This is a genomic window from Bacillus sp. FSL L8-0199, from assembly GCF_038005705.1.
Taxonomy (GTDB): domain Bacteria; phylum Bacillota; class Bacilli; order Bacillales; family Bacillaceae_G; genus Bacillus_A; species Bacillus_A cereus.
In genome coordinates, this window is record NZ_JBBOTS010000001.1 from 1,133,829 (window position 1) to 1,152,699 (window position 18,871).

Below are 18,871 nucleotides of genomic sequence, written 5' to 3' on the forward strand. Positions count from 1 at the left end.
TGAAGTAGAAGTATAGAAAAGACAAACAACTCAGTTTGTCTTTTTTCGTGTACTATAATACAATTATAGTAGCAAACTAACGTTCGTTATGTAAGTGAAAGGTGGGGTTACATGTCACTTCGATTTGTAATTGGTAGAGCGGGAAGTGGAAAAAGTACACTTTGTTTACGCGAAGTGCAAGAAGAGTTAAAACAACGCCCGAGAGGGAAAACAATATTATATCTTGTGCCAGAACAGATGACATTCCAGACGCAGCAGGCGTTAATTGGAAGTGAGGATGTAAGAGGTTCTATTCGGGCACAAGTTTTTAGTTTTTCACGATTAGCGTGGAAGGTACTACAAGAAGTTGGCGGAGCGAGTCGTCTTCATATTGATGAAGCGGGTGTACATATGTTACTCCGTAAAATTGTAGAGTCTCGTAAAGATGGATTATCGGTGTTCCAAAAAGCAGCGGAGCAAAACGGTTTCTTTGAACATCTTGGCAGTATGATTGCAGAGTTTAAACGTTACAATGTAACGCCATCTAACGTATATGAAATGTGGCAACAATTGGATGCGCATAGTAGCAGTGCCGAACAAAAGTTACTAGCGAATAAAGTGTATGATTTACAGCTATTATACGATGATTTTGAACGTGCTTTAATTGGAAAATATTTAGATTCAGAAGACTACCTGCAATTGCTAGTGGAAAAGCTTCCGCAGTCTGAATATGTAAATGGTGCGGAAATTTATATAGATGGATTTCATTCATTCTCCCCGCAAGAGTTAGAGATTGTAAGACAGCTTATGATTTGCGGAGCGAGAGTTACGATCACGTTAACGATAGATGAAAAAACGTTAGCACAGCCAGTAAATGAACTCGATTTATTTTATGAAACGACGTTAACGTATGAAAAAATAAAACAAGTAGCGCGTGAAGAGAAAATAGAAATTGAAAAAACAATTCCACTTATGGAACAGCCGCGTTTTCATTCTCCCGCATTAGCGCATTTAGAAGCTCATTATGAAGCGCGTCCGAATGAAAAATTTAACGGTGAAGCGAGTGTAACGATTAGCACAGCTGCGAATTTACGAGCGGAGGTAGAAGGTGTTGCTCGTGAAATTCGTAAACTTGTTGCGAATGAAAAATATCGTTACCGAGATATTGCAGTGCTTCTTCGTAATGGGGAAAGTTATTACGATGTGATGCGCACGTTATTTACAGATTACAATATCCCGCACTTCATCGATGAAAAGCGCCCGATGTCACACCACCCATTAGTAGAATGTATTCGTTCTGCACTCGAGATTATTAGTGGGAATTGGCGTTATGATGCGGTGTTCCGCTGCGTGAAAACAGAGCTTTTATATCCATTAGACGTAAGAAAAGAAACGATGCGTGAAGAAATGGATGAATTTGAAAATTACTGTTTAGCGTACGGTGTACAAGGAAAGAGGTGGACTTCAGAGGATTCATGGATGTATCGCCGTTATCGTTCTCTTGATGATACGAACGGGATGATTACAGACAGTGAACGTGAAATGGAAGAGAAAATAAATAGGTTACGTGACGTTGTAAGAACACCTGTTATTCGCATGCAAAAAAGGTTAAAGCGTGCAGGAACAGTTATGCAAATGTGTGAAGCAGTTTACTTATTTCTAGAAGAGCTGGATGTTCCGAAAAAACTAGAAGAATTACGTATACGTGCAGAAGAAAGTGGAGATTTCTTATTTGCGACAGATCATGAACAAGTATGGGAAGAAGTAATGAGCCTTCTTGATACGTTTGTAGAGATGCTTGGTGAAGAGAAAATGTCTCTTTCTATGTTTACGGACGTTATGTCGACAGGTCTTGAGGCACTTCAATTTGCTAACATTCCGCCGTCATTAGACCAAGTGTTAATTGCTAATATTGATCACTCCAGGTTATCTGACGTGAAAGCAACGTTTATTATAGGTGTAAATGAGGGTGTTATTCCAGCAGCACCTATGGACGAAGGTATGCTTTCTGATGAAGAAAGAGAAGTTCTTGGTGCAGCAGGGATTGAATTAGCGCCAACGACGAGACAAACTTTGTTAGAAGAACAGTTCGTTATGTATCAAATGGTAACGAGAGCATCTGAGAAGTTATATATTTCATGCCCGCTTGCAGATGAAGAAGGAAAGACGTTACTTGCGTCTAGCTTTATTAAGAAAATAAAAAGAATGTTCCCTAATGTGAAAGATTTATTTATTACGAATGACGTAAACGATTTATCACGTTCAGAACAAATTTCATACGTAGCAACGCCAGAAGTAACGTTATCTTACGTTATGCAGCAACTACAAACGTGGAAGCGATACGGATTTGAAGGGAATTTAGACTTTTGGTGGGACGTATATAATTTCTACGTAACTTCAGATGAATGGAAACAAAAAAGTAGCCGCGTCTTATCAAGTTTATTCTATCGAAATCGTGCGAAGAAACTAAGTACAGCAGTAAGTAGAGATTTATACGGAGATATAATTAAAGGAAGCGTCTCTCGTATGGAACTATTTAACCGTTGTGCATACGCTCATTTTGCGCAGCACGGTTTATCGCTTAGAGAGCGTGATATTTTCAAGCTTGATGCGCCGGATATCGGCGAATTATTCCATGCGGCATTAAAGAAAATTGCGGACAAGTTATTGCGTGAAAACCGTACTTGGGCGGATTTATCCATAAAAGAGTGTGAGCATCTTTCTGTTTTAGTAATAGAAGAAATCGCACCGTTATTACAACGACAAATTTTATTAAGTTCAAACCGTCATTTCTATTTAAAACAAAAACTACAACAAATCATTTTCCGTACGTCAATCATTCTTCGTGAACATGCGAAGTCAAGCGGATTCGTACCAGTTGATTTAGAAGTGCCGTTCGGTATGGGTGGTACAGGCTCACTTCCGCCGATGGAATTCTCATTACCAAATGGTGTGAAGATGGAAGTTGTCGGCCGTATTGACCGTGTTGATAAGGCAGAAGATGAAAACGGGACGTTCCTACGTATTATTGATTATAAATCAAGTTCAAAAGCGTTAGATTTAACGGAAGTGTATTACGGATTAGCACTTCAAATGTTAACGTATTTAGATGTTGTTACTTCGAATGCGCAGACGTGGATGAAAAAAGGTCACGCAGCATCACCAGCTGGTGTATTGTATTTCCATATTCATAACCCAATCGTTGAGATGAAAGGTGACGCATCTGAAGCTGAAATTGAAAAAGAAATTTTAAAGAAATTTAAAATGAAAGGACTCGTATTAGGAGATGCTGACGTTGTTCGTTTAATGGATAACAAACTTTCAACAGGAAGTTCAGATATTATTTCTGCTGGCCTGAAAAAAGACGGTAGCTTTAGTGCGCGTTCAAGTATTGCAAGTGAGCAAGAGTTTAACGTACTGCAAAAATATGTACACCATACGTTTGAAAATATCGGAAAAGATATTACAGAAGGTGTTATCGATATTGCTCCTTATAAAATGGGAAATAAAGCAGCATGTACGTTCTGTAACTTCAAATCTGTTTGTCAATTTGATGAGTCACTTGAAGATAATCAGTTCCGATCGTTAAAAGATATGAAAGATAGCGAAGCGATGGAGAAAATAAGAGAGGAGGTTGGCGGAGAATGATAGAAAATTGGCCTAAAAAACCAGAAGATAGTCAATGGACAGATGACCAGTGGAAAGCTGTTGTAGCGAACGGGCGTGATATTTTAGTTGCGGCTGCAGCTGGATCAGGTAAAACAGCAGTATTAGTTGAACGTATTATTAAAAAGATTATTAATGAAGAGAATCCAGTCGATGTCGACCGCCTGCTCGTTGTAACATTTACGAATGCAGCGGCGCAAGAGATGAAAAACCGAATCGGGGAAGCGTTAGAAAAGGTATTAATTGATGAACCAGGCTCTCAACACGTAAGAAAGCAGCTGAGCCTATTAAATAAAGCTTCCATTTCAACAATTCACTCATTCTGTTTACAAGTAATTAGAGGATATTACTACATGCTTGATGTTGATCCTCGTTTCCGTATTGCGAATCAAACAGAAAATGAATTGTTAAAAGAAGAAGTGCTAGATGACATATTAGAAGAAGAGTACGGAATCGAAGATAATACAATCTTCTTTGAACTTGTTGATCGTTATACGAGTGACCGTAGTGATGATGACTTACAACGTATGATTTTAGCGCTTCATACAGAGTCAAGAGCGCATCCAAATCCGGAAAAATGGCTTGATAAATTAGTAGAAGCATATGACGTAGAAGGAAAGACAATTGAAGACTTAGTATATGCTTCTTATTTATTAGAAGATGTGAAATTCCAGCTTGAAACAGCGGAACAGCATATTCGTAAGGCAACTGAACTCGCAATGCTTCCTGACGGTCCAGCGCCTCGCATTGAAACCCTGCAAGCAGATCTAGCTTTACTTGGAACGCTATCATCAGCTGCTCATGAGTCGTGGACAAGTTTGTATGAAGCGATGCAAAACGTATCGTGGCAAACGTTAAAGCGTATTAAGAAAAGTGATTACAATGAAGATGTTGTAAAACAAGTAGACTCTCTTCGTAATAAAGCGAAAGATGAGGTGAAGAAATTACAAGAAGAGTTATTTAGCCGAAAACCTGAAAGTTTCTTACGAGATTTTCAAGATATGCACCCAGTATTAGAAAAGCTTGTTCAACTTGTAAAAGTATTTACAGAGCGTTTCCAAGCGATGAAGCGAGATAAAGGAATGGTCGATTTCACAGATTTAGAGCATTTTTGTTTACAAATTTTAAGTGAACAAAGTGAAAATGGTGAAATGAATCCGTCAGCAGTGGCGCTCCAATATCGTAACAAATTTGCTGAAGTATTAGTCGATGAATATCAAGATACGAACTTTGTACAGGAATCCATTATTAAATTCGTAACGAAAGATTCTGAGAGTGAAGGAAACTTGTTCATGGTTGGTGACGTAAAGCAATCGATTTATCGTTTCCGACTAGCCGAACCAGGACTATTCCTAGGAAAATATAAACGCTTCACACAAGAAGGATTGGGCGGCGGAATGAAGATCGACTTAGCGAAAAACTTCCGTAGTCGTCATGAAGTACTAGCAGGTACGAACTTTATCTTCAAACAAATTATGGGTGAAGAAGTCGGAGAAATCGACTACGATGCAGACGCTGAATTAAAGTTAGGTGCTACCTATCCAGAAGGTGAAGATGTAGCGGCAGAACTACTGTGCATTCAGCAAACGGAAGAAGAAGTAATAGACGGAGAAGAAGGTGCAGAAGTCGAAAAAGCACAGCTTGAAGCTCGTCTTATGGCGCAGCGCATTAAAGCGATGGTTGATTCAGGTTATGAAGTGTATGACCGTAAAAATGATAGTATGCGCCCAGTACAATACCGCGACTTCGTTATTTTACTTCGCTCCATGCCGTGGGCACCGCAAATTATGGAAGAGTTAAAATTACAAGGAATTCCAGTATATGCAGACCTTGCGACTGGTTACTTTGAAGCGACAGAAGTAAATATTATGATGAACGTATTCCGCGTTATTGATAATCCGATGCAAGATATCCCGCTTGCAGCAGTACTTCGTTCACCGATCGTTGGATTAAATGACGAAGAACTTGCGACGCTTCGTGCTCACGGAAAGAAAGGGTCATTTTATGAAGTAATGAGCTCATTCTTAAAAGGGGCACCACTTGAAGAGGAGCAAGAACTTCATGATAAATTAGAGTGGTTTTATAACTTACTGCAAGGATGGCGTGAATTCGCGCGCCAACAATCACTTTCTGATTTAATTTGGAAAGTGTACGGTGAGACAGGTTATTACGACTTCGTTGGCGGTTTACCAGCTGGAAAGCAAAGGCAGGCAAACTTACGCGTACTATATGACCGCGCAAGACAATATGAAGCAACATCATTTAGAGGATTATTCCGCTTCTTACGTTTTATTGAACGTATTTTAGAACGCGGTGATGATATGGGTACGGCGAGGGCCCTCGGTGAACAAGAAGACGTTGTTCGCATTATGACGATTCATAAAAGTAAAGGGTTAGAGTTCCCAGTTGTATTTGTAGCTGGACTCGGTCGTCGTTTTAATACACAAGACTTAATGAAACGTTTCTTATTGCATAAAGATTTCGGTTTCGGTTCGCAATTTATCGATCCGCGTAAACGAATTAAATATACAACATTATCACAGCTTGCGATTAAGCGTAAAATGAAAATGGAATTAATTGCGGAAGAAATGCGCGTACTATACGTAGCATTGACGCGTGCGAAAGAGAAGTTAATTTTAATTGGAACAGTTAAGGATGCAAATAAGGAAATGGAAAAATGGCTTGATGCGAGGGAACATAGTGAATGGTTATTACCAGATCATATACGTGCCGGGGCGTCTTGTTATTTAGACTGGATTGCACCTTCATTATATAGACACCGTGATAGTGAAATGCTTCTTGAATTAGGACAAGGAAGTATTCCGGATGAAATTTACGGGTATGACACGAGCTGGAAAGTAGAAGTTGTGGACGGTAATACGCTACTTGCACCAGAGCCAGTTCAAGAAGAGAAACAAGAATTATTAGAAGCGCTTCGTGAGAAAAAGGCTGTGCCATTACAAAGTGAACGGAAAGAAGAAGTGTACGACAGATTAATGTGGAAGTACGGATATGAGGATGCGACATCTCATCGTGCGAAGCAATCTGTTACAGAAATAAAGAGAAATTATCAATCTGAAGAAGGTAGCGATAACGCCTTTATTAAAAAACTACGTGCACCAATTAAAACACGTCCGCGCTTTATGGAGAAAAAAGGGTTAACGTACGCAGAGCGCGGAACAGCAGTCCATGCCGTTATGCAGCATGTTGATTTGAAGAAGCCGATTACGGTTGAAGTTCTTCAAGAGCAAATTGCTGGAATGGTAAATAAGGAATTATTAACATTCGAGCAGGCGGAAGAAATAGCGATTGAAAAAGTAATTTCATTCTTTGACAGTGACTTAGGCAAAAGGGTATTAGCGGCGAAAAGTGTTGAGCGTGAAGTACCATTTACGATGATGCTTGCAGCAGAAGAAGCATATCAAGATTGGAAAGGGAATAGCGGGGAATCAATCCTTGTCCAAGGGGTTATCGACTGCATGATTGAAGAGGAAGATGGCATTACGTTAATCGACTTCAAAACAGATACGATTGAAGGGAAATTCCCAGGCGGATTCGAACAAGCGAAACCAATTTTAGAAGATCGATATAAAGTGCAGCTTTCGTTATATGCAAAAGCACTGGAGAAAAGCTTACAACATCCTGTGAAAGAGAAATGTTTATATTTCTTTGATGGGAATCACGTTGTAAATATTGAAGAATAGAGGGGCTTGAAAATGGTAACGGAAAAAACGTTAAGAACTTGTGAACAGGGACACGAGTACTATAAAAGTAGCGATTGTCCAACTTGCCCAACCTGTGAGAAAGAGAGAAAACCAAAAGAAGGTTTTCTCTCTCTTCTTTCAGCGCCAGCAAGAAGGGCATTAGAACACCATGGAATTCAAACTGTAGAAGAACTCTCAAAATATAGTGAAAAAGAAATTTCAAAACTGCATGGTATGGGGCCTGCGTCTTTGCCGAAGCTTAGGAAGGCTTTGGAGGAGAGCGGGTTATCATTTAAATAAAATGAAATAGTGCCTCTTCACTACTTACTTGTTTATACCACTATTTGTGGACAGTAAAGCTCTTGCTTATTAAAATTTTATTTTAATAATTTTGAATTAGATAAAAGAAAAAAGTAGGAGATATTCTCCTACTTTTTTTACGCTGTTCCAATCTGATCTTGATCTGCCACATCAGAATCAAATGTATTCGTTGCACTAACACCGTTAAACGTATTCACGACAAACCCAACATTGGAAGCTCCAGATCCGTTATAGGCTTTCGTGTTTTCTTTCGGAGATACGTTATAAAAATCTCCTAAGTTGAAAGAGCCGTTACTGTTTTGCACGACGAGATTTCCTACAACCGAAGGCATACCATCCACCTACTTTACTAAGCTTTTTAATTACTATATGAATTATTGTGCGGAAGGTTCATCCGTAATATATTGGCGGATTTGTATAATACGAGAGTTATTAAAACCATAATCAACATTTCCAATTTGAAAGCAACCAGAATTTAAAAGTGTGCGTAATTCAACGTTATTAACTTCAATAAAAGGGCATTCATTTACAATGTTTAATTTTACATCTGTCGTTCGTTTTGGAATTGTAATGTGTTCATCTGTAAAGATTTCAAAAGCATCAAAGCGACCTTCTCCCCGTATATAAAAAGGAATTTCACGGTGGACGGCAATAGCTCTACTTTTTAATTCCATTTGGTTTGCATCTCCAACTTGAAATACAGCAGCAATCCCTAAAGAAATAATAGAAACATTTTGGACAATAGACACATGATGCAACATAATTTCTCAGTCTCCTTAACCTGGAGTAGGAGGGACATCTGTTACTAATGGTACAAATGGACCCTCTGTAACTGTTTCAAATGGTGTATCGAGAATAGAAGATAGAATGAGGAGATTTGCATCTCCAATTAAAAAGAGTGCGGACGACGATACACCGTTCATTTTAATCTGTCCGACTTTTAACTCACGGTTTACAACGTTAAGGTTCATACATACTTACTCCTTTCGGAAATTTCCCGGTATGTGCTGAATAAAGGAGAGAAAGGCTTTGTCAATATCTTGTTTCATTGCCTGAATAATGATATCTCGTAAATAATCTGGATCTGTTGAAATACCTTCATATGATTGCGCTTGTGATAAATAATAAGGGAGTCGATGCTCCATCTGTTTTTTTATGTCATCCACCATCATTTGTCGATACATTTCATCAAGCGGTGTTCGCTCTTCTTGTTCAAAATGGAGAATACGATTATATGCTTCTTCATCTAAGTATCGATGCATTTCTTGGAGGATACCTTGATAAAAGTCTGGGTTTGTTTCGGTTTCAGGGTTTACCTTCAATGTTTCTGTATCCACTTGAAGGTCTTCAATTTGTTGTCCTTTTGCTGAAAATGGGTTTAAACCAATATTTAAAGTACCATTTAAATTTTCGACTTTTAATTGATCGAATTTGTATTCCACTTTTCCTACAGAAGAGGAGGGGCGATTTTTTAATTCGTTAAGCTCTTCTTGGAGTTGGCGCACTTGATCTTCTAAATTCAGGATGGCTGCTTGTTGTGTTTGAAGAGCTTGTTGAAGTTGGTGTAAGTAAGTATATATATCTTGATTCATTTGTGAAACCTCCTTTTCAATAGGGAGGGTAAAAATATTCCTGCTATATATTTATGACAAGGATGTCTTAAGAAGAACTAGTTGATGGTTTGATAGAAATAATTTGTCCTTTCGCTTGTAATGGGCGAAGCGGCTCCGTAAATCCGCCCGTATTTGAAAATTTAGATAGGGCTTTAATACTTCCGGCAGTACCAATTTGGAACACAGAAGAGGTTGTAATGCTATCAATTTTAATGCTGTTAATGATGATGCTTTGGTTTACGTAAAAATTCAATACAATCGCCCCCTTTAAGTTGAACCAATTATCGCTTGATCGACGACATCTGAATCGTTGACAGTCGTTGCACTTTGATAATTGTAGACAGAAACGTTATCTCCAACATTAAAAGAGCCGGCCCCGGCGAAAGCACGTGAGTAACTAATAGGCCTAATCGCAAATACATCTCCAATATGAAAAATACCACTTGATCCAATATTGACGATACGAATATGTCCGACCATAGCTGGCATACAAAACACCCTTCGTTTTTAAAATTTTCTTTTCTACTATTGTATGGGCGTTTCCAATAAAATGTGTATTTTTTTGAAATAAAAGAAACACACGCATTATTGCGTGTGTGTTTTGAATGTTTGATTAGGGTGTAAATCCGTATGTACATGACAAATTACATTTAAGAGCCTGTCCAGTTCTTGGCTACAATCCACTGTTTTTTGAGAAGTCATTCCATAGCGTTCAGCAAAATAAATCATTTTTTCACGTTTTTTTTCAATCGCTTGCTCAAACATTGAAATCGGCTCCATCTCTAAATGAAATTTTTAGTATATATGTAGTACATATTATACAAAAACTTCATAAAAAAGAAATGCATTCGCTAAAAAAAGTAAAATTTCTACATTTTATGCCAAATGATAAAGGGTAACGAATAGGGTATGAGAAGAATATTGTAAAAATTAGCGTGCATGAGAAGGTTTTTTTCTTAAGGATGCGAATACAATTAAAGGGCATGAGTTTTAGGATGGAGAGTGGAAATATTGCGTTTTGTAACGGCGAAGAAAGAAGAAAAGGTATTTGTAGGTATTGTGGATGAAGAAGAAGAAAAGGTATTACACTTAAGAGAAGCGCAAAGACAAAAAGGGGAAAAGGTTACAATCCCTATTACAATGTTAGAGTGTATTGAAAGAGGGACTGAATGCTTTGAGAAAGTATGTGAAATTGTAAATTGGGCAAAAGAAAACGGGGAAGCGGCGTATTATCCGTTAACAGAGGTGAAAATATTAGCACCGATTCCAAGGCCAAGAAAGAATATTTTGTGCGTTGGAAAAAACTATCGTGAGCATGCGGTAGAAATGGGTGGAGTAGAGTCTATTCCAGAAAATATAATGATCTTTACGAAAGCACCAACAACAGTTATTGGCATAAATGAGCAAATTAATGGTCACCCTCATGCAACGGACGAACTAGATTACGAAGGAGAATTAGCTATCGTTATTGGTAAGCGAGGGAAACAAATTAAAAAAGAAAAAGCGCTTGAGCATGTTTTTGGTTATACGATTATCAATGATGTAACAGCTCGAGACATTCAAAGAAAACATAAACAGTTTTTCCTTGGGAAAAGCTTCGATACATTTTGTCCGATGGGACCGTATTTAATTCATAAATCGGTGGTTAATGCGCCGAATGCATTACACATTGAAACGGTAGTAAATGGAGAAGTAAGGCAAACTTCCAACACAAATAAAATGATTTTTTCAATAGAAGAAATTATTTCAACGATAAGTAAAGGAATGACTTTAGAACCAGGCGATATTATCGCAACAGGAACCCCGGCTGGTGTCGGAAAAGGTTTCACACCACCGAAGTTTTTACATGCTGGTGATGAAGTGGTTATTACAGTAGAAGGAATTGGTACTTTGCGAAATGTAGTGAAGTGAAGAAAAGAGCTATCTTGTTAAAAGATAGCTCTTTTTTATGGCCTTGGGTTATAGAGGTAATCAATAACGGAAAAAGTGTAAAGACCAATGAATGCAAGTGTGCAAATGCCAAATAGTATAACCGTAAGTGCGCTTTTTTCTCGTCCAAAACCAATGATAGTAAGAATAACAGCAGTCCAAAATGATGCTTTCAGTAGTGTGAATGTAGTAGGAGTTGAGTAGTGAGTAAGCCATGTTGTGGAAAGTAGGAAGCCAAAGAATGTAACTAAAATAAAAGATGTAGCTAAATAGTTAATATGTTTACCATATCTTAATAGCATATCGCACCTCCTTTACGATTTTAAAATACAGAAAATTAAAATTTCATCTTAATATAAATGAATATAAAAAGAAAGAGGTTGTCCCAACATGTCGGACAACCTCTCTATCATTACGATAATACAGCTTTAATTTTTTGGAATGCCCACTCTAAATCTTCTTCAGAGATTACTAGAGGTGGTGCGATACGAATTACGTTTTCATGTGTTTCTTTACATAGTAGACCAGCTGCTTTTAGTTGTTCACAGTAAGGACGAGCTGGCTCGTTTAATTCGATACCGATGAATAAACCTTTACCGCGAACTTCAGTGATCATTGGGTTGTCAATCTCTTTTAATTGCCCAACTAATTTTTCTCCTAATTGAAGAGAACGCTCTGTTAATTTTTCTTCTTCTAACACTTCAAGAGCTGCGATAGAAACAGCACATGCAAGTGGGTTACCACCGAATGTAGAACCGTGAGAACCTGGCTCAAATACACCTAAAATATCGCGGTTTGCTGCAACACAAGAGATCGGGAACACGCCGCCACCAAGTGCTTTACCAAGTATGTACATGTCAGGAGTTACATCGTCCCAGTCACAAGCAAATACTTTACCAGTACGGCCTAAGCCTGTTTGGATTTCATCTGCTACGAATAAAACGTTTTCTTTTTTACATACTTCAAAAGCTTCTTTTAAGTAACCAGCTGGCGGGATGTTAATTCCTGCTTCACCTTGAATTGGCTCTAAAATGAATGCTGCTGTATTTGGTGTAATTGCGGCTTTTAATGCTTCTAAATCACCGTAAGGAATTACAACGATGCCAGGAAGCATTGGACCGAATCCACGCTTGTACTCTTCGTTTGAAGACATAGAAACAGAACCCATTGTACGTCCGTGGAAGTTATCTTCACAAACGATGATTTCAGCGCGGTTTGCTTCTACTTTCTTCACATCATAAGCCCAGCGACGAACTGTTTTAATTGCAGTTTCAACAGCTTCAGCACCTGTATTCATTGGAAGTACCATTTCTTTATTAGTTAGTTTCGCAACTTTTTCGTACCAAGGACCTAATTGATCGCTATGGAAAGCACGAGAAGTTAACGTAACACGATTTGCTTGGTCAATTAAAGCGTTAATAATTTTTGGGTGACGATGACCTTGGTTTACTGCAGAATATGCACTTAATAAGTCCATATAGCGGTTTCCTTCAGGATCTTCTACCCAAACACCTTCTGCTTTAGAAATAACGATTGGAAGTGGGTGATAGTTATTTGCTCCATATGTGTCTGTAAGTTCGATAATATCCTTAGTTTGAATCATGATTGTTCCCCCTTTTGTTATTACAAGAAGTTTGTAAATACTCTAAATATTATATCATTTAAATGTAAAAAAGCGAAACATTTCCTGAAAATAAATGAACATGTTATCATATAGAGTGAAAAAGTGTGAAAAGAGGAGGTAAGGGATACGATGGTACATATGCATATTACAGCATGGGCGTTAGGTTTAATTTTATTCTTCGTTGCGTATTCACTTTATTCAGCAGGAAGAAAAGGTAAAGGTGTACATATGGGGCTTCGCCTAATGTATATCATCATTATTGTGACAGGCTTCATGTTGTACATGAGTATTGTGAAGACAGCAACAGGTAGCATGCACATGTGGTACGGCCTGAAAATGTTAGCTGGTATTTTAGTTATCGGCGGAATGGAAATGGTTCTTGTAAAAATGAGCAAAAACAAACCAACAGGGGCGGTTTGGGGCTTATTTATTGTTGCGCTAGTAGCAGTATTATACTTAGGACTGAAATTGCCACTTGGCTGGTACGTATTCAAATAAAAATAAAACCACCTTATAATCTCAAAGACTTGGGAGATAAGGTGGTTTTTATTTTTTATGTCGCATCGATATGCAACTCTTCTCCATTTACTTTCGTAAAACGGAACATATTTTTATTTGACGTAGTGTGACGGACGAAATGGTGTTGCAGTGTACAGATCATTTCTTCGTTATCAAACAAAAGAATATTTACTCCTTCGCGTGACTCCTCTTTCGGTAAGAAAGATAAATAATTATGACAATACATGCAATCATATAAAGAGTAGTGAAGTGATTGCAATGATTCAGTTAATAATGTGAAGACAGAGTCAGGTAATTCCTCGAGCCATTCATTATAGCTAAGAAGTAACTTTTTTCGAATACGTACCATTTCACCATTTTGCAAATGGTGTTGCTCGTTGGCGATTTGTAATACATCTTGTTCATAGAAACGGGCTGGTAACCAATTGTTATTATACAAAATTTCAAACCCATCTTCGGCAATATCTTCTAATAGAAACGCTTCATCATTTTCATCATCAAAGAATACCCATTCATTGTTTATATATTCTACATTACCGACTGTATGAGCACGGGGCTGGTTATATAAAATATGTTTACGTTGTATCATATACGATTTCTCCTTTATGAAAAGTAGTTATTCCTGTTATAGACAGTTCGTGCGTTCTTTATAACTAGACACATCTAGACATAGGTGGGCATACAATAAAACACGTTTTACTGAGTGAGAATGCTATTCCATATGTGGATAGTAGGTTATCGTCAAGTTTTTCATTTTTTGATCCGCACTCTTAGGGTGGGGATTACTGCACGTTCAAGAAAAGAAATAAGATGGAAGGATGATTTATATGTGCGGGATTACAGGATGGGTGGATTATAAACGCTCATTAGAAGGAGAAAGAGATGTCGTTACGAAGATGGCTGAGACGTTAGCGAAGCGGGGGCCGGATGATAATAAAGTTTGGATTAAAGGAAATGTCGCATTTGGGCATAAACGGTTAATCGTTGTAGACCCTGAGGGCGGTAAACAGCCGATGACTTGTTTAAAAGATGAAACGAATTACGCCATTTGCTATAACGGTGAACTTTATAACACAGAAGACATTCGAAAGGAATTATTAAGAAGAGGGTATACGTTCAAAGGTCATTCTGATACAGAAGTATTATTAGCTTCTTATATTGAATGGAAAGAAGAATGTGTCGATCATTTAAACGGTATATATGCGTTTGCAGTATGGGACGAACAGAAAGAACAAGTATTTATTGCGAGAGATCGATTAGGTGTAAAGCCACTTTTTTATAAATATGATAGCGGACGCTTACTATTTGGTTCGGAGTTAAAAGCGATATTGTCGCATCCAGATGTGAAGGCGGAAGTAACATTAGAAGGGTTATCAGAAATATTCGGACTCGGACCGTCAAGAACGCCTGGCCACGGTATTTATGCTGGTATAAAAGAATTACGTCCAGGTCATGCGATGACATTTTCAAAGAACGGTTTGTGTATATGGAGATATTGGAATGTAGAAAGTAAAAAACATGAAGACTCTTTTGAAGAAACAGTAGAGAAAACGCGCTTTTTACTACAAGATGCCATTACAAGACAGCTTGTTTCTGATGTACCACTATGTACCTTTTTATCAGGTGGTGTAGATTCGAGCGCTATTACAGCTATTGCGGCGAAAGAATACGAGAGATCAGGAAAAGGACAATTACACACGTATTCAATTGATTACGAAGATAATGACAAATACTTTAAAGCGAATGCGTTTCAGCCAAATTCAGATGCTCCGTTTATTAATTTGATGACAGAGACGTTTCAAACAACCCATCATCGTTGCGTCATTTCGAATGAAAAACTAGCAGAGTATTTAACGGAGGCGGTACTCGTTCGTGATTTGCCTGGTATGGCAGATATCGATTCGTCATTATTATGGTTTTGCCGCGAAATTAAACAAGATTTTGTCGTCGGCTTATCTGGAGAATGTGCAGATGAAATATTTGGTGGATATCCGTGGTTTTATAGAGAAGATGATCTACAATCGAGTGCATTTCCGTGGATGCGCTCTACAGAAGCGCGTGAACAACTTCTAAAAAAAGAATGGAGAAATAAATTAAATTTACAACAATATGTACAAAGGCGCTATGAAGAGTCGATTCAAGAAGTTCCTATTTTAGAGGGAGAAAGTCCGCTAGAAGCAAAAAGACGCCAATTATTTTATTTAAATATGGTATGGTTTATGACAACATTATTAGACAGAAAAGACCGCATGAGTATGGGGGCAAGCTTAGAAGTACGTGTTCCATTTGCGGATCATCGTCTTGTCGAATATGCGTGGAATATTCCTTGGGAAATGAAAATGTATAAAAACCGCGAAAAAGGTCTATTACGTAAAGCGTTAGAAGATGTGCTTCCACATGACATCTTATATAGAAAGAAGAGTCCTTATCCGAAAACGCATAATCCGCACTATACGAAAGCAGTCACAGTATGGCTACAAGATTTATTAACAGATAAAGGTTCAATTTTACACGAACTATTTGATAAAGAGCAGTTGAGCGGATTGATTCAGTCTGGCGGCAGTGCATTTCAATCACCTTGGTTCGGGCAATTAATGACAGGTCCTCAACTTTTAGCTCATTTAGCACAAATTCACGTTTGGTTTAAAGAGTATGGGGTAAATATTAGGGAATAAGGGAAAAGCGACTTACTTTTATGTAAGTCGCTTTTTATTAAAGAAATTGTCAAATGAAATTTAAAATCATATTAGAAAAAATACTTATTTAGAATAATTATCTTTACGTACTTATTATTGTTTGTTATAATTGGAAACAAACGTTCTTGAAAAAGATTCTCATTTATAAAATTGAGGTGTTATATAGATGACAAAGAAAAAAATAGGTTTACTCGTAATGGCGTATGGAACGCCAGAATCATTAGATGATGTAGAAGCGTACTACACACATATTCGCCACGGTCGTAAACCTTCCAAAGAGGCACTCCAAGATTTAATCGAGCGCTATAAAGCGATTGGTGGAATTTCGCCGCTTGCAAAAATTACGAAAGAACAGGCGCATAAATTAACAGATTCAATGAATAACATATTTACAGAGTATGAATTTACTTGTTACTTAGGTTTAAAACATATTGCACCATTTATAGAAGATGCGGTAGAAGAAATGAAGCGTGATGGGATTGAGCAAGCGATTAGTATCGTATTAGCGCCACATTACTCTACATTTAGCATTAAAGCGTATAATGACCGTGCTATTCGTCTTTCGCAAGAAATTGGTGGTCCTGTTATTGAACCAATTGAACAATGGTATGATGAACCGAAATTTATTTCGTATTGGGCAGACCAAATAAAAGAGACGTTTACAGAAATTGATAATAAAGAGAAAGCAGTCGTAATTTTTTCAGCGCATAGTTTGCCAGAAAAAATTATTGCAACAGGAGACCCATATGTAGAACAACTAAAGCATACGGCAGATTTAATTGCAGAAGCTGCAAATATTCAAAACTATACAATCGGTTGGCAAAGTGCTGGGAATACTCCAGATCCGTGGATTGGTCCAGATGTGCAAGATTTAACGAAAGATTTATATGAAGAGCATGGGTACGAATCTTTCGTATATTGCCCAGTTGGTTTTGTAGCGGAGCATTTAGAAGTTTTATATGACAACGATTATGAATGTAAAGTTGTAACGGATGAATTAAATGCCAAATATTTCAGACCAAATATGCCGAATGCACAATCTGCATTTATCGACTGTTTGGCTGAAATTGTTTCCAAAAAAGTGAAGGAAATAGTTGACAAAGATTTAGTTTTGAATAATAATTAATTTATAATAATTTTAAATAAATAATGATTACTACGAAAGAAAGAGGAGGATCCCCCTAGATGAATCCAAATAATCGCTTAACAACAAACCAAGGTGCTCCAGTTGGAGACAACCAAAATTCTCGTACAGCTGGTCGTCGTGGACCAGTATTATTAGAAGACTATCATTTAGTAGAAAAACTTGCGCACTTTGATCGTGAACGTATTCCGGAGCGTGTTGTGCATGCACGTGGTGCAGGTGCTCACGGTGTATTCGTAACGAAAAATAGTATGAAGCAATATACGAAAGCAGCATTTTTACAAAATGAAGGAACTGAAACGCCTGTATTTGTTCGTTTTTCAACGGTTATTCATGGTCAAGGTTCTCCTGAAACAGCACGTGACCCACGTGGGTTTGCTGTTAAATTTTATACAGAAGAAGGAAACTACGATATCGTAGGTAATCATTTACCAGTTTTCTTCATTCGTGATGCAATTAAATTCCCTGATATGGTACATTCCTTAAAACCAGCACCTGATACGAATATTCAAACGCCAGATCGTTATTGGGATTTCATGACGTTAAGTCCAGAATCTACACATATGATGACATGGGTATTTTCTGATTACGGTACACCAGCAAGCTATCGTGAAATGGAAGGTTTCGGCGTTCATTCATTTAAATGGATTAATGAAGAAGGTAAAATTGTTTATATTAAATACCACTGGAAACCACAGCAAGGTGTACGTAACTTAAATGCGAAAGAAGTGCAAGAAGTACAAGGGAAAGACTTCAATCATGCAACTCGTGACTTGTTCGATGCAATCGAGAAAGGAAATTACCCAAAATGGGATTTACACGTACAAGTTATGCAATTAGATGAAATGGACTCTTTAGACTTTGATCCACTAGATCCAACGAAAGTATGGCCAGAAGATCGCTTCCCATTAATGGAAGTAGGGACAATGACGTTAAATCGTAATCCGAAAAACTTCTTTGCAGAAGTAGAGCAAGTAGCGTTCTCTCCAAGTGCAACTGTAAATGGTATTGAGCCATCGGAAGATAAATTATTACAAGGTCGTTTATTCTCTTACCCAGATACACAGCGTTATCGTCTTGGTGCAAATTACTTACAAATTCCTGTAAACTGCCCATACGCAGCTGTTCAGAATCAACAACGTGATGGTGCGATGCAAGTGAATCAAAACCCATCTACAATCAACTACGAACCGAGTCGTCATGCAGAGAATCCAGTTGAAGACAAAGCTTACCGCGATTCAACTATGAAAGTAGAAGGCTATGTATCTCGTGAAAAAATTGAGAAACCAAATGACTTCAAACAAGCAGGTGAGCGTTACCGTTCATTCTCTAAAGAAGAGCAAGATAACTTAATTGCAAACTTAACAAATGATCTAAAAGACGTAAATGAACGCACAAAATTATTAGCTGTTTGTAACTTCTTCCGTGCAGATCAAGAATACGGTATGCGTTTAGCGCAGGCATTAAATGTTGATATTACGCAATATGTAGGAAATGCTCCGAAATAAATAGGAAAAGACGACCGGGCTTCGGTCGTCTTTTTTGTGTGTAAATTTATGCCGGGGTATTTTTCTTCTTCTTTATGTTGGAATTTGTTGGTAAATAGGTATCCTGTGTCGGAACGTCGATATATTCCTGACAGTATATTAAAAAGAGATGCAATCTACTATCGATAG

At 37.8% G+C, this 18,871-nt stretch carries 18 protein-coding genes; 8 read left to right on the forward strand and 10 right to left on the reverse strand.

Going from position 1 to position 18,871, the window contains the following annotated elements; all coding sequences use genetic code 11:
• Positions 1–111: 111 nt before the first annotated feature.
• Genes addB through NST86_RS05935 form a run of 3 tightly spaced genes read left to right on the forward strand, consistent with a single transcriptional unit; the run spans position 112 to position 7,649 of the window.
• Complete coding sequence (gene addB, locus NST86_RS05925) at positions 112–3,627, forward strand: helicase-exonuclease AddAB subunit AddB (RefSeq protein WP_000058603.1); 3,516 nt, start codon at positions 112–114, stop codon at positions 3,625–3,627.
• Entirely contained in the window at positions 3,624–7,349 is a 3,726-nt protein-coding gene (addA, locus tag NST86_RS05930; protein WP_044796120.1) for a helicase-exonuclease AddAB subunit AddA, read from the forward strand. Before addB ends, addA begins: the two co-directional genes overlap by 4 nt.
• A 12-nt stretch (positions 7,350–7,361) precedes the next feature.
• Entirely contained in the window at positions 7,362–7,649 is a 288-nt protein-coding gene (locus tag NST86_RS05935; protein ID WP_000255724.1) for an RNA polymerase alpha subunit C-terminal domain-containing protein, read from the forward strand.
• Between the two features lie 137 nt (positions 7,650–7,786).
• Here NST86_RS05935 and gerPF read toward each other — a convergent pair whose 3' ends face one another.
• The 7 genes from gerPF to NST86_RS05970 all read right to left on the reverse strand — a co-directional run bounded on the left by gerPF (position 7,787) and on the right by NST86_RS05970 (position 10,048).
• Positions 7,787–8,002, reverse strand: a complete 216-nt coding sequence (gerPF, locus tag NST86_RS05940; RefSeq protein ID WP_001141566.1) for a spore germination protein GerPF — start codon at positions 8,000–8,002, stop codon at positions 7,787–7,789.
• Between the two features lie 42 nt (positions 8,003–8,044).
• Positions 8,045–8,431: a spore germination protein GerPE gene (locus NST86_RS05945; protein WP_000902319.1), complete on the reverse strand. Its 387-nt coding sequence runs from the start codon at positions 8,429–8,431 to the stop codon at positions 8,045–8,047.
• 15 nt (positions 8,432–8,446) lie between these two features.
• Entirely contained in the window at positions 8,447–8,641 is a 195-nt protein-coding gene (gerPD, locus tag NST86_RS05950) for a spore germination protein GerPD (RefSeq protein ID WP_001052807.1), read from the reverse strand.
• A gap of 6 nt (positions 8,642–8,647) precedes the next feature.
• Entirely contained in the window at positions 8,648–9,262 is a 615-nt protein-coding gene (gerPC, locus tag NST86_RS05955; protein ID WP_001070762.1) for a spore germination protein GerPC, read from the reverse strand.
• Between the two features lie 67 nt (positions 9,263–9,329).
• Positions 9,330–9,536, reverse strand: a complete 207-nt coding sequence (gene gerPB, locus NST86_RS05960; protein WP_001012508.1) for a spore germination protein GerPB — start codon at positions 9,534–9,536, stop codon at positions 9,330–9,332.
• Between the two features lie 14 nt (positions 9,537–9,550).
• A complete protein-coding gene (gene gerPA, locus NST86_RS05965) occupies positions 9,551–9,772 on the reverse strand; it encodes a spore germination protein GerPA (protein ID WP_001111188.1) in 222 nt (73 codons plus the stop codon).
• A gap of 96 nt (positions 9,773–9,868) precedes the next feature.
• Positions 9,869–10,048, reverse strand: a complete 180-nt coding sequence (locus tag NST86_RS05970) for an aspartyl-phosphate phosphatase Spo0E family protein (RefSeq protein WP_000462841.1) — start codon at positions 10,046–10,048, stop codon at positions 9,869–9,871.
• A 246-nt stretch (positions 10,049–10,294) separates the two neighbouring features.
• Between NST86_RS05970 and NST86_RS05975 the strand changes: the two genes are divergently transcribed.
• Positions 10,295–11,194, forward strand: a complete 900-nt coding sequence (locus NST86_RS05975) for a fumarylacetoacetate hydrolase family protein (protein ID WP_001213075.1) — start codon at positions 10,295–10,297, stop codon at positions 11,192–11,194.
• 35 nt (positions 11,195–11,229) lie between these two features.
• On the opposite strand, the gene NST86_RS05980 is transcribed toward NST86_RS05975, so the two are convergent.
• Complete coding sequence (locus NST86_RS05980) at positions 11,230–11,514, reverse strand: hypothetical protein (RefSeq protein ID WP_000926864.1); 285 nt, start codon at positions 11,512–11,514, stop codon at positions 11,230–11,232.
• Between the two features lie 110 nt (positions 11,515–11,624).
• Entirely contained in the window at positions 11,625–12,815 is a 1,191-nt protein-coding gene (rocD, locus tag NST86_RS05985; protein WP_000616657.1) for an ornithine aminotransferase, read from the reverse strand.
• Between the two features lie 150 nt (positions 12,816–12,965).
• Between rocD and NST86_RS05990 the strand changes: the two genes are divergently transcribed.
• Positions 12,966–13,334 carry a YisL family protein gene (locus NST86_RS05990; protein WP_000233495.1) on the forward strand — a complete coding sequence of 123 codons (369 nt, stop codon included), beginning with the start codon at positions 12,966–12,968 and terminating at the stop codon, positions 13,332–13,334.
• Positions 13,335–13,389: 55 nt separating this feature from the next.
• On the opposite strand, the gene NST86_RS05995 is transcribed toward NST86_RS05990, so the two are convergent.
• Entirely contained in the window at positions 13,390–13,944 is a 555-nt protein-coding gene (locus tag NST86_RS05995; RefSeq protein WP_000616050.1) for a DUF2777 domain-containing protein, read from the reverse strand.
• 238 nt (positions 13,945–14,182) lie between these two features.
• Here NST86_RS05995 and asnB point away from each other — a divergent pair, with 238 nt between their 5' ends.
• From asnB to katB, 3 genes are all read left to right on the forward strand, one after another.
• Positions 14,183–16,030 carry an asparagine synthase (glutamine-hydrolyzing) gene (gene asnB / locus NST86_RS06000; RefSeq protein WP_000334002.1) on the forward strand — a complete coding sequence of 616 codons (1,848 nt, stop codon included), beginning with the start codon at positions 14,183–14,185 and terminating at the stop codon, positions 16,028–16,030.
• Positions 16,031–16,217: 187 nt separating this feature from the next.
• A complete protein-coding gene (gene hemH, locus NST86_RS06005) occupies positions 16,218–17,177 on the forward strand; it encodes a ferrochelatase (RefSeq protein WP_016117412.1) in 960 nt (319 codons plus the stop codon).
• 59 nt (positions 17,178–17,236) lie between these two features.
• Positions 17,237–18,703 (forward strand): catalase KatB, encoded by a 1,467-nt coding sequence (gene katB / locus NST86_RS06010; protein ID WP_001069181.1) that lies wholly within the window; start codon positions 17,237–17,239, stop codon positions 18,701–18,703.
• Positions 18,704–18,871 lie beyond the last annotated feature (168 nt).

What these genes read in the sequence shown, in the direction of transcription:
- gerPA (WP_001111188.1), bottom strand. Translation starts at nt 9,772, where the DNA reads ATGCCAGCTATGGTCGGACATATTCGTATCGTCAATATTGGATCAAGT.
- NST86_RS05990 (WP_000233495.1), top strand. Translation starts at nt 12,966, where the DNA reads ATGGTACATATGCATATTACAGCATGGGCGTTAGGTTTAATTTTATTC.
- NST86_RS05980 (WP_000926864.1), bottom strand. Translation starts at nt 11,514, where the DNA reads ATGCTATTAAGATATGGTAAACATATTAACTATTTAGCTACATCTTTT.
- hemH (WP_016117412.1), top strand. Translation starts at nt 16,218, where the DNA reads ATGACAAAGAAAAAAATAGGTTTACTCGTAATGGCGTATGGAACGCCA.
- NST86_RS05995 (WP_000616050.1), bottom strand. Translation starts at nt 13,944, where the DNA reads ATGATACAACGTAAACATATTTTATATAACCAGCCCCGTGCTCATACA.
- gerPD (WP_001052807.1), bottom strand. Translation starts at nt 8,641, where the DNA reads ATGAACCTTAACGTTGTAAACCGTGAGTTAAAAGTCGGACAGATTAAA.
- NST86_RS05935 (WP_000255724.1), top strand. Translation starts at nt 7,362, where the DNA reads ATGGTAACGGAAAAAACGTTAAGAACTTGTGAACAGGGACACGAGTAC.
- asnB (WP_000334002.1), top strand. Translation starts at nt 14,183, where the DNA reads ATGTGCGGGATTACAGGATGGGTGGATTATAAACGCTCATTAGAAGGA.
- rocD (WP_000616657.1), bottom strand. Translation starts at nt 12,815, where the DNA reads ATGATTCAAACTAAGGATATTATCGAACTTACAGACACATATGGAGCA.
- gerPF (WP_001141566.1), bottom strand. Translation starts at nt 8,002, where the DNA reads ATGCCTTCGGTTGTAGGAAATCTCGTCGTGCAAAACAGTAACGGCTCT.
- NST86_RS05970 (WP_000462841.1), bottom strand. Translation starts at nt 10,048, where the DNA reads ATGTTTGAGCAAGCGATTGAAAAAAAACGTGAAAAAATGATTTATTTT.
- addA (WP_044796120.1), top strand. Translation starts at nt 3,624, where the DNA reads ATGATAGAAAATTGGCCTAAAAAACCAGAAGATAGTCAATGGACAGAT.
- gerPC (WP_001070762.1), bottom strand. Translation starts at nt 9,262, where the DNA reads ATGAATCAAGATATATATACTTACTTACACCAACTTCAACAAGCTCTT.
- katB (WP_001069181.1), top strand. Translation starts at nt 17,237, where the DNA reads ATGAATCCAAATAATCGCTTAACAACAAACCAAGGTGCTCCAGTTGGA.
- NST86_RS05945 (WP_000902319.1), bottom strand. Translation starts at nt 8,431, where the DNA reads ATGTTGCATCATGTGTCTATTGTCCAAAATGTTTCTATTATTTCTTTA.
- addB (WP_000058603.1), top strand. Translation starts at nt 112, where the DNA reads ATGTCACTTCGATTTGTAATTGGTAGAGCGGGAAGTGGAAAAAGTACA.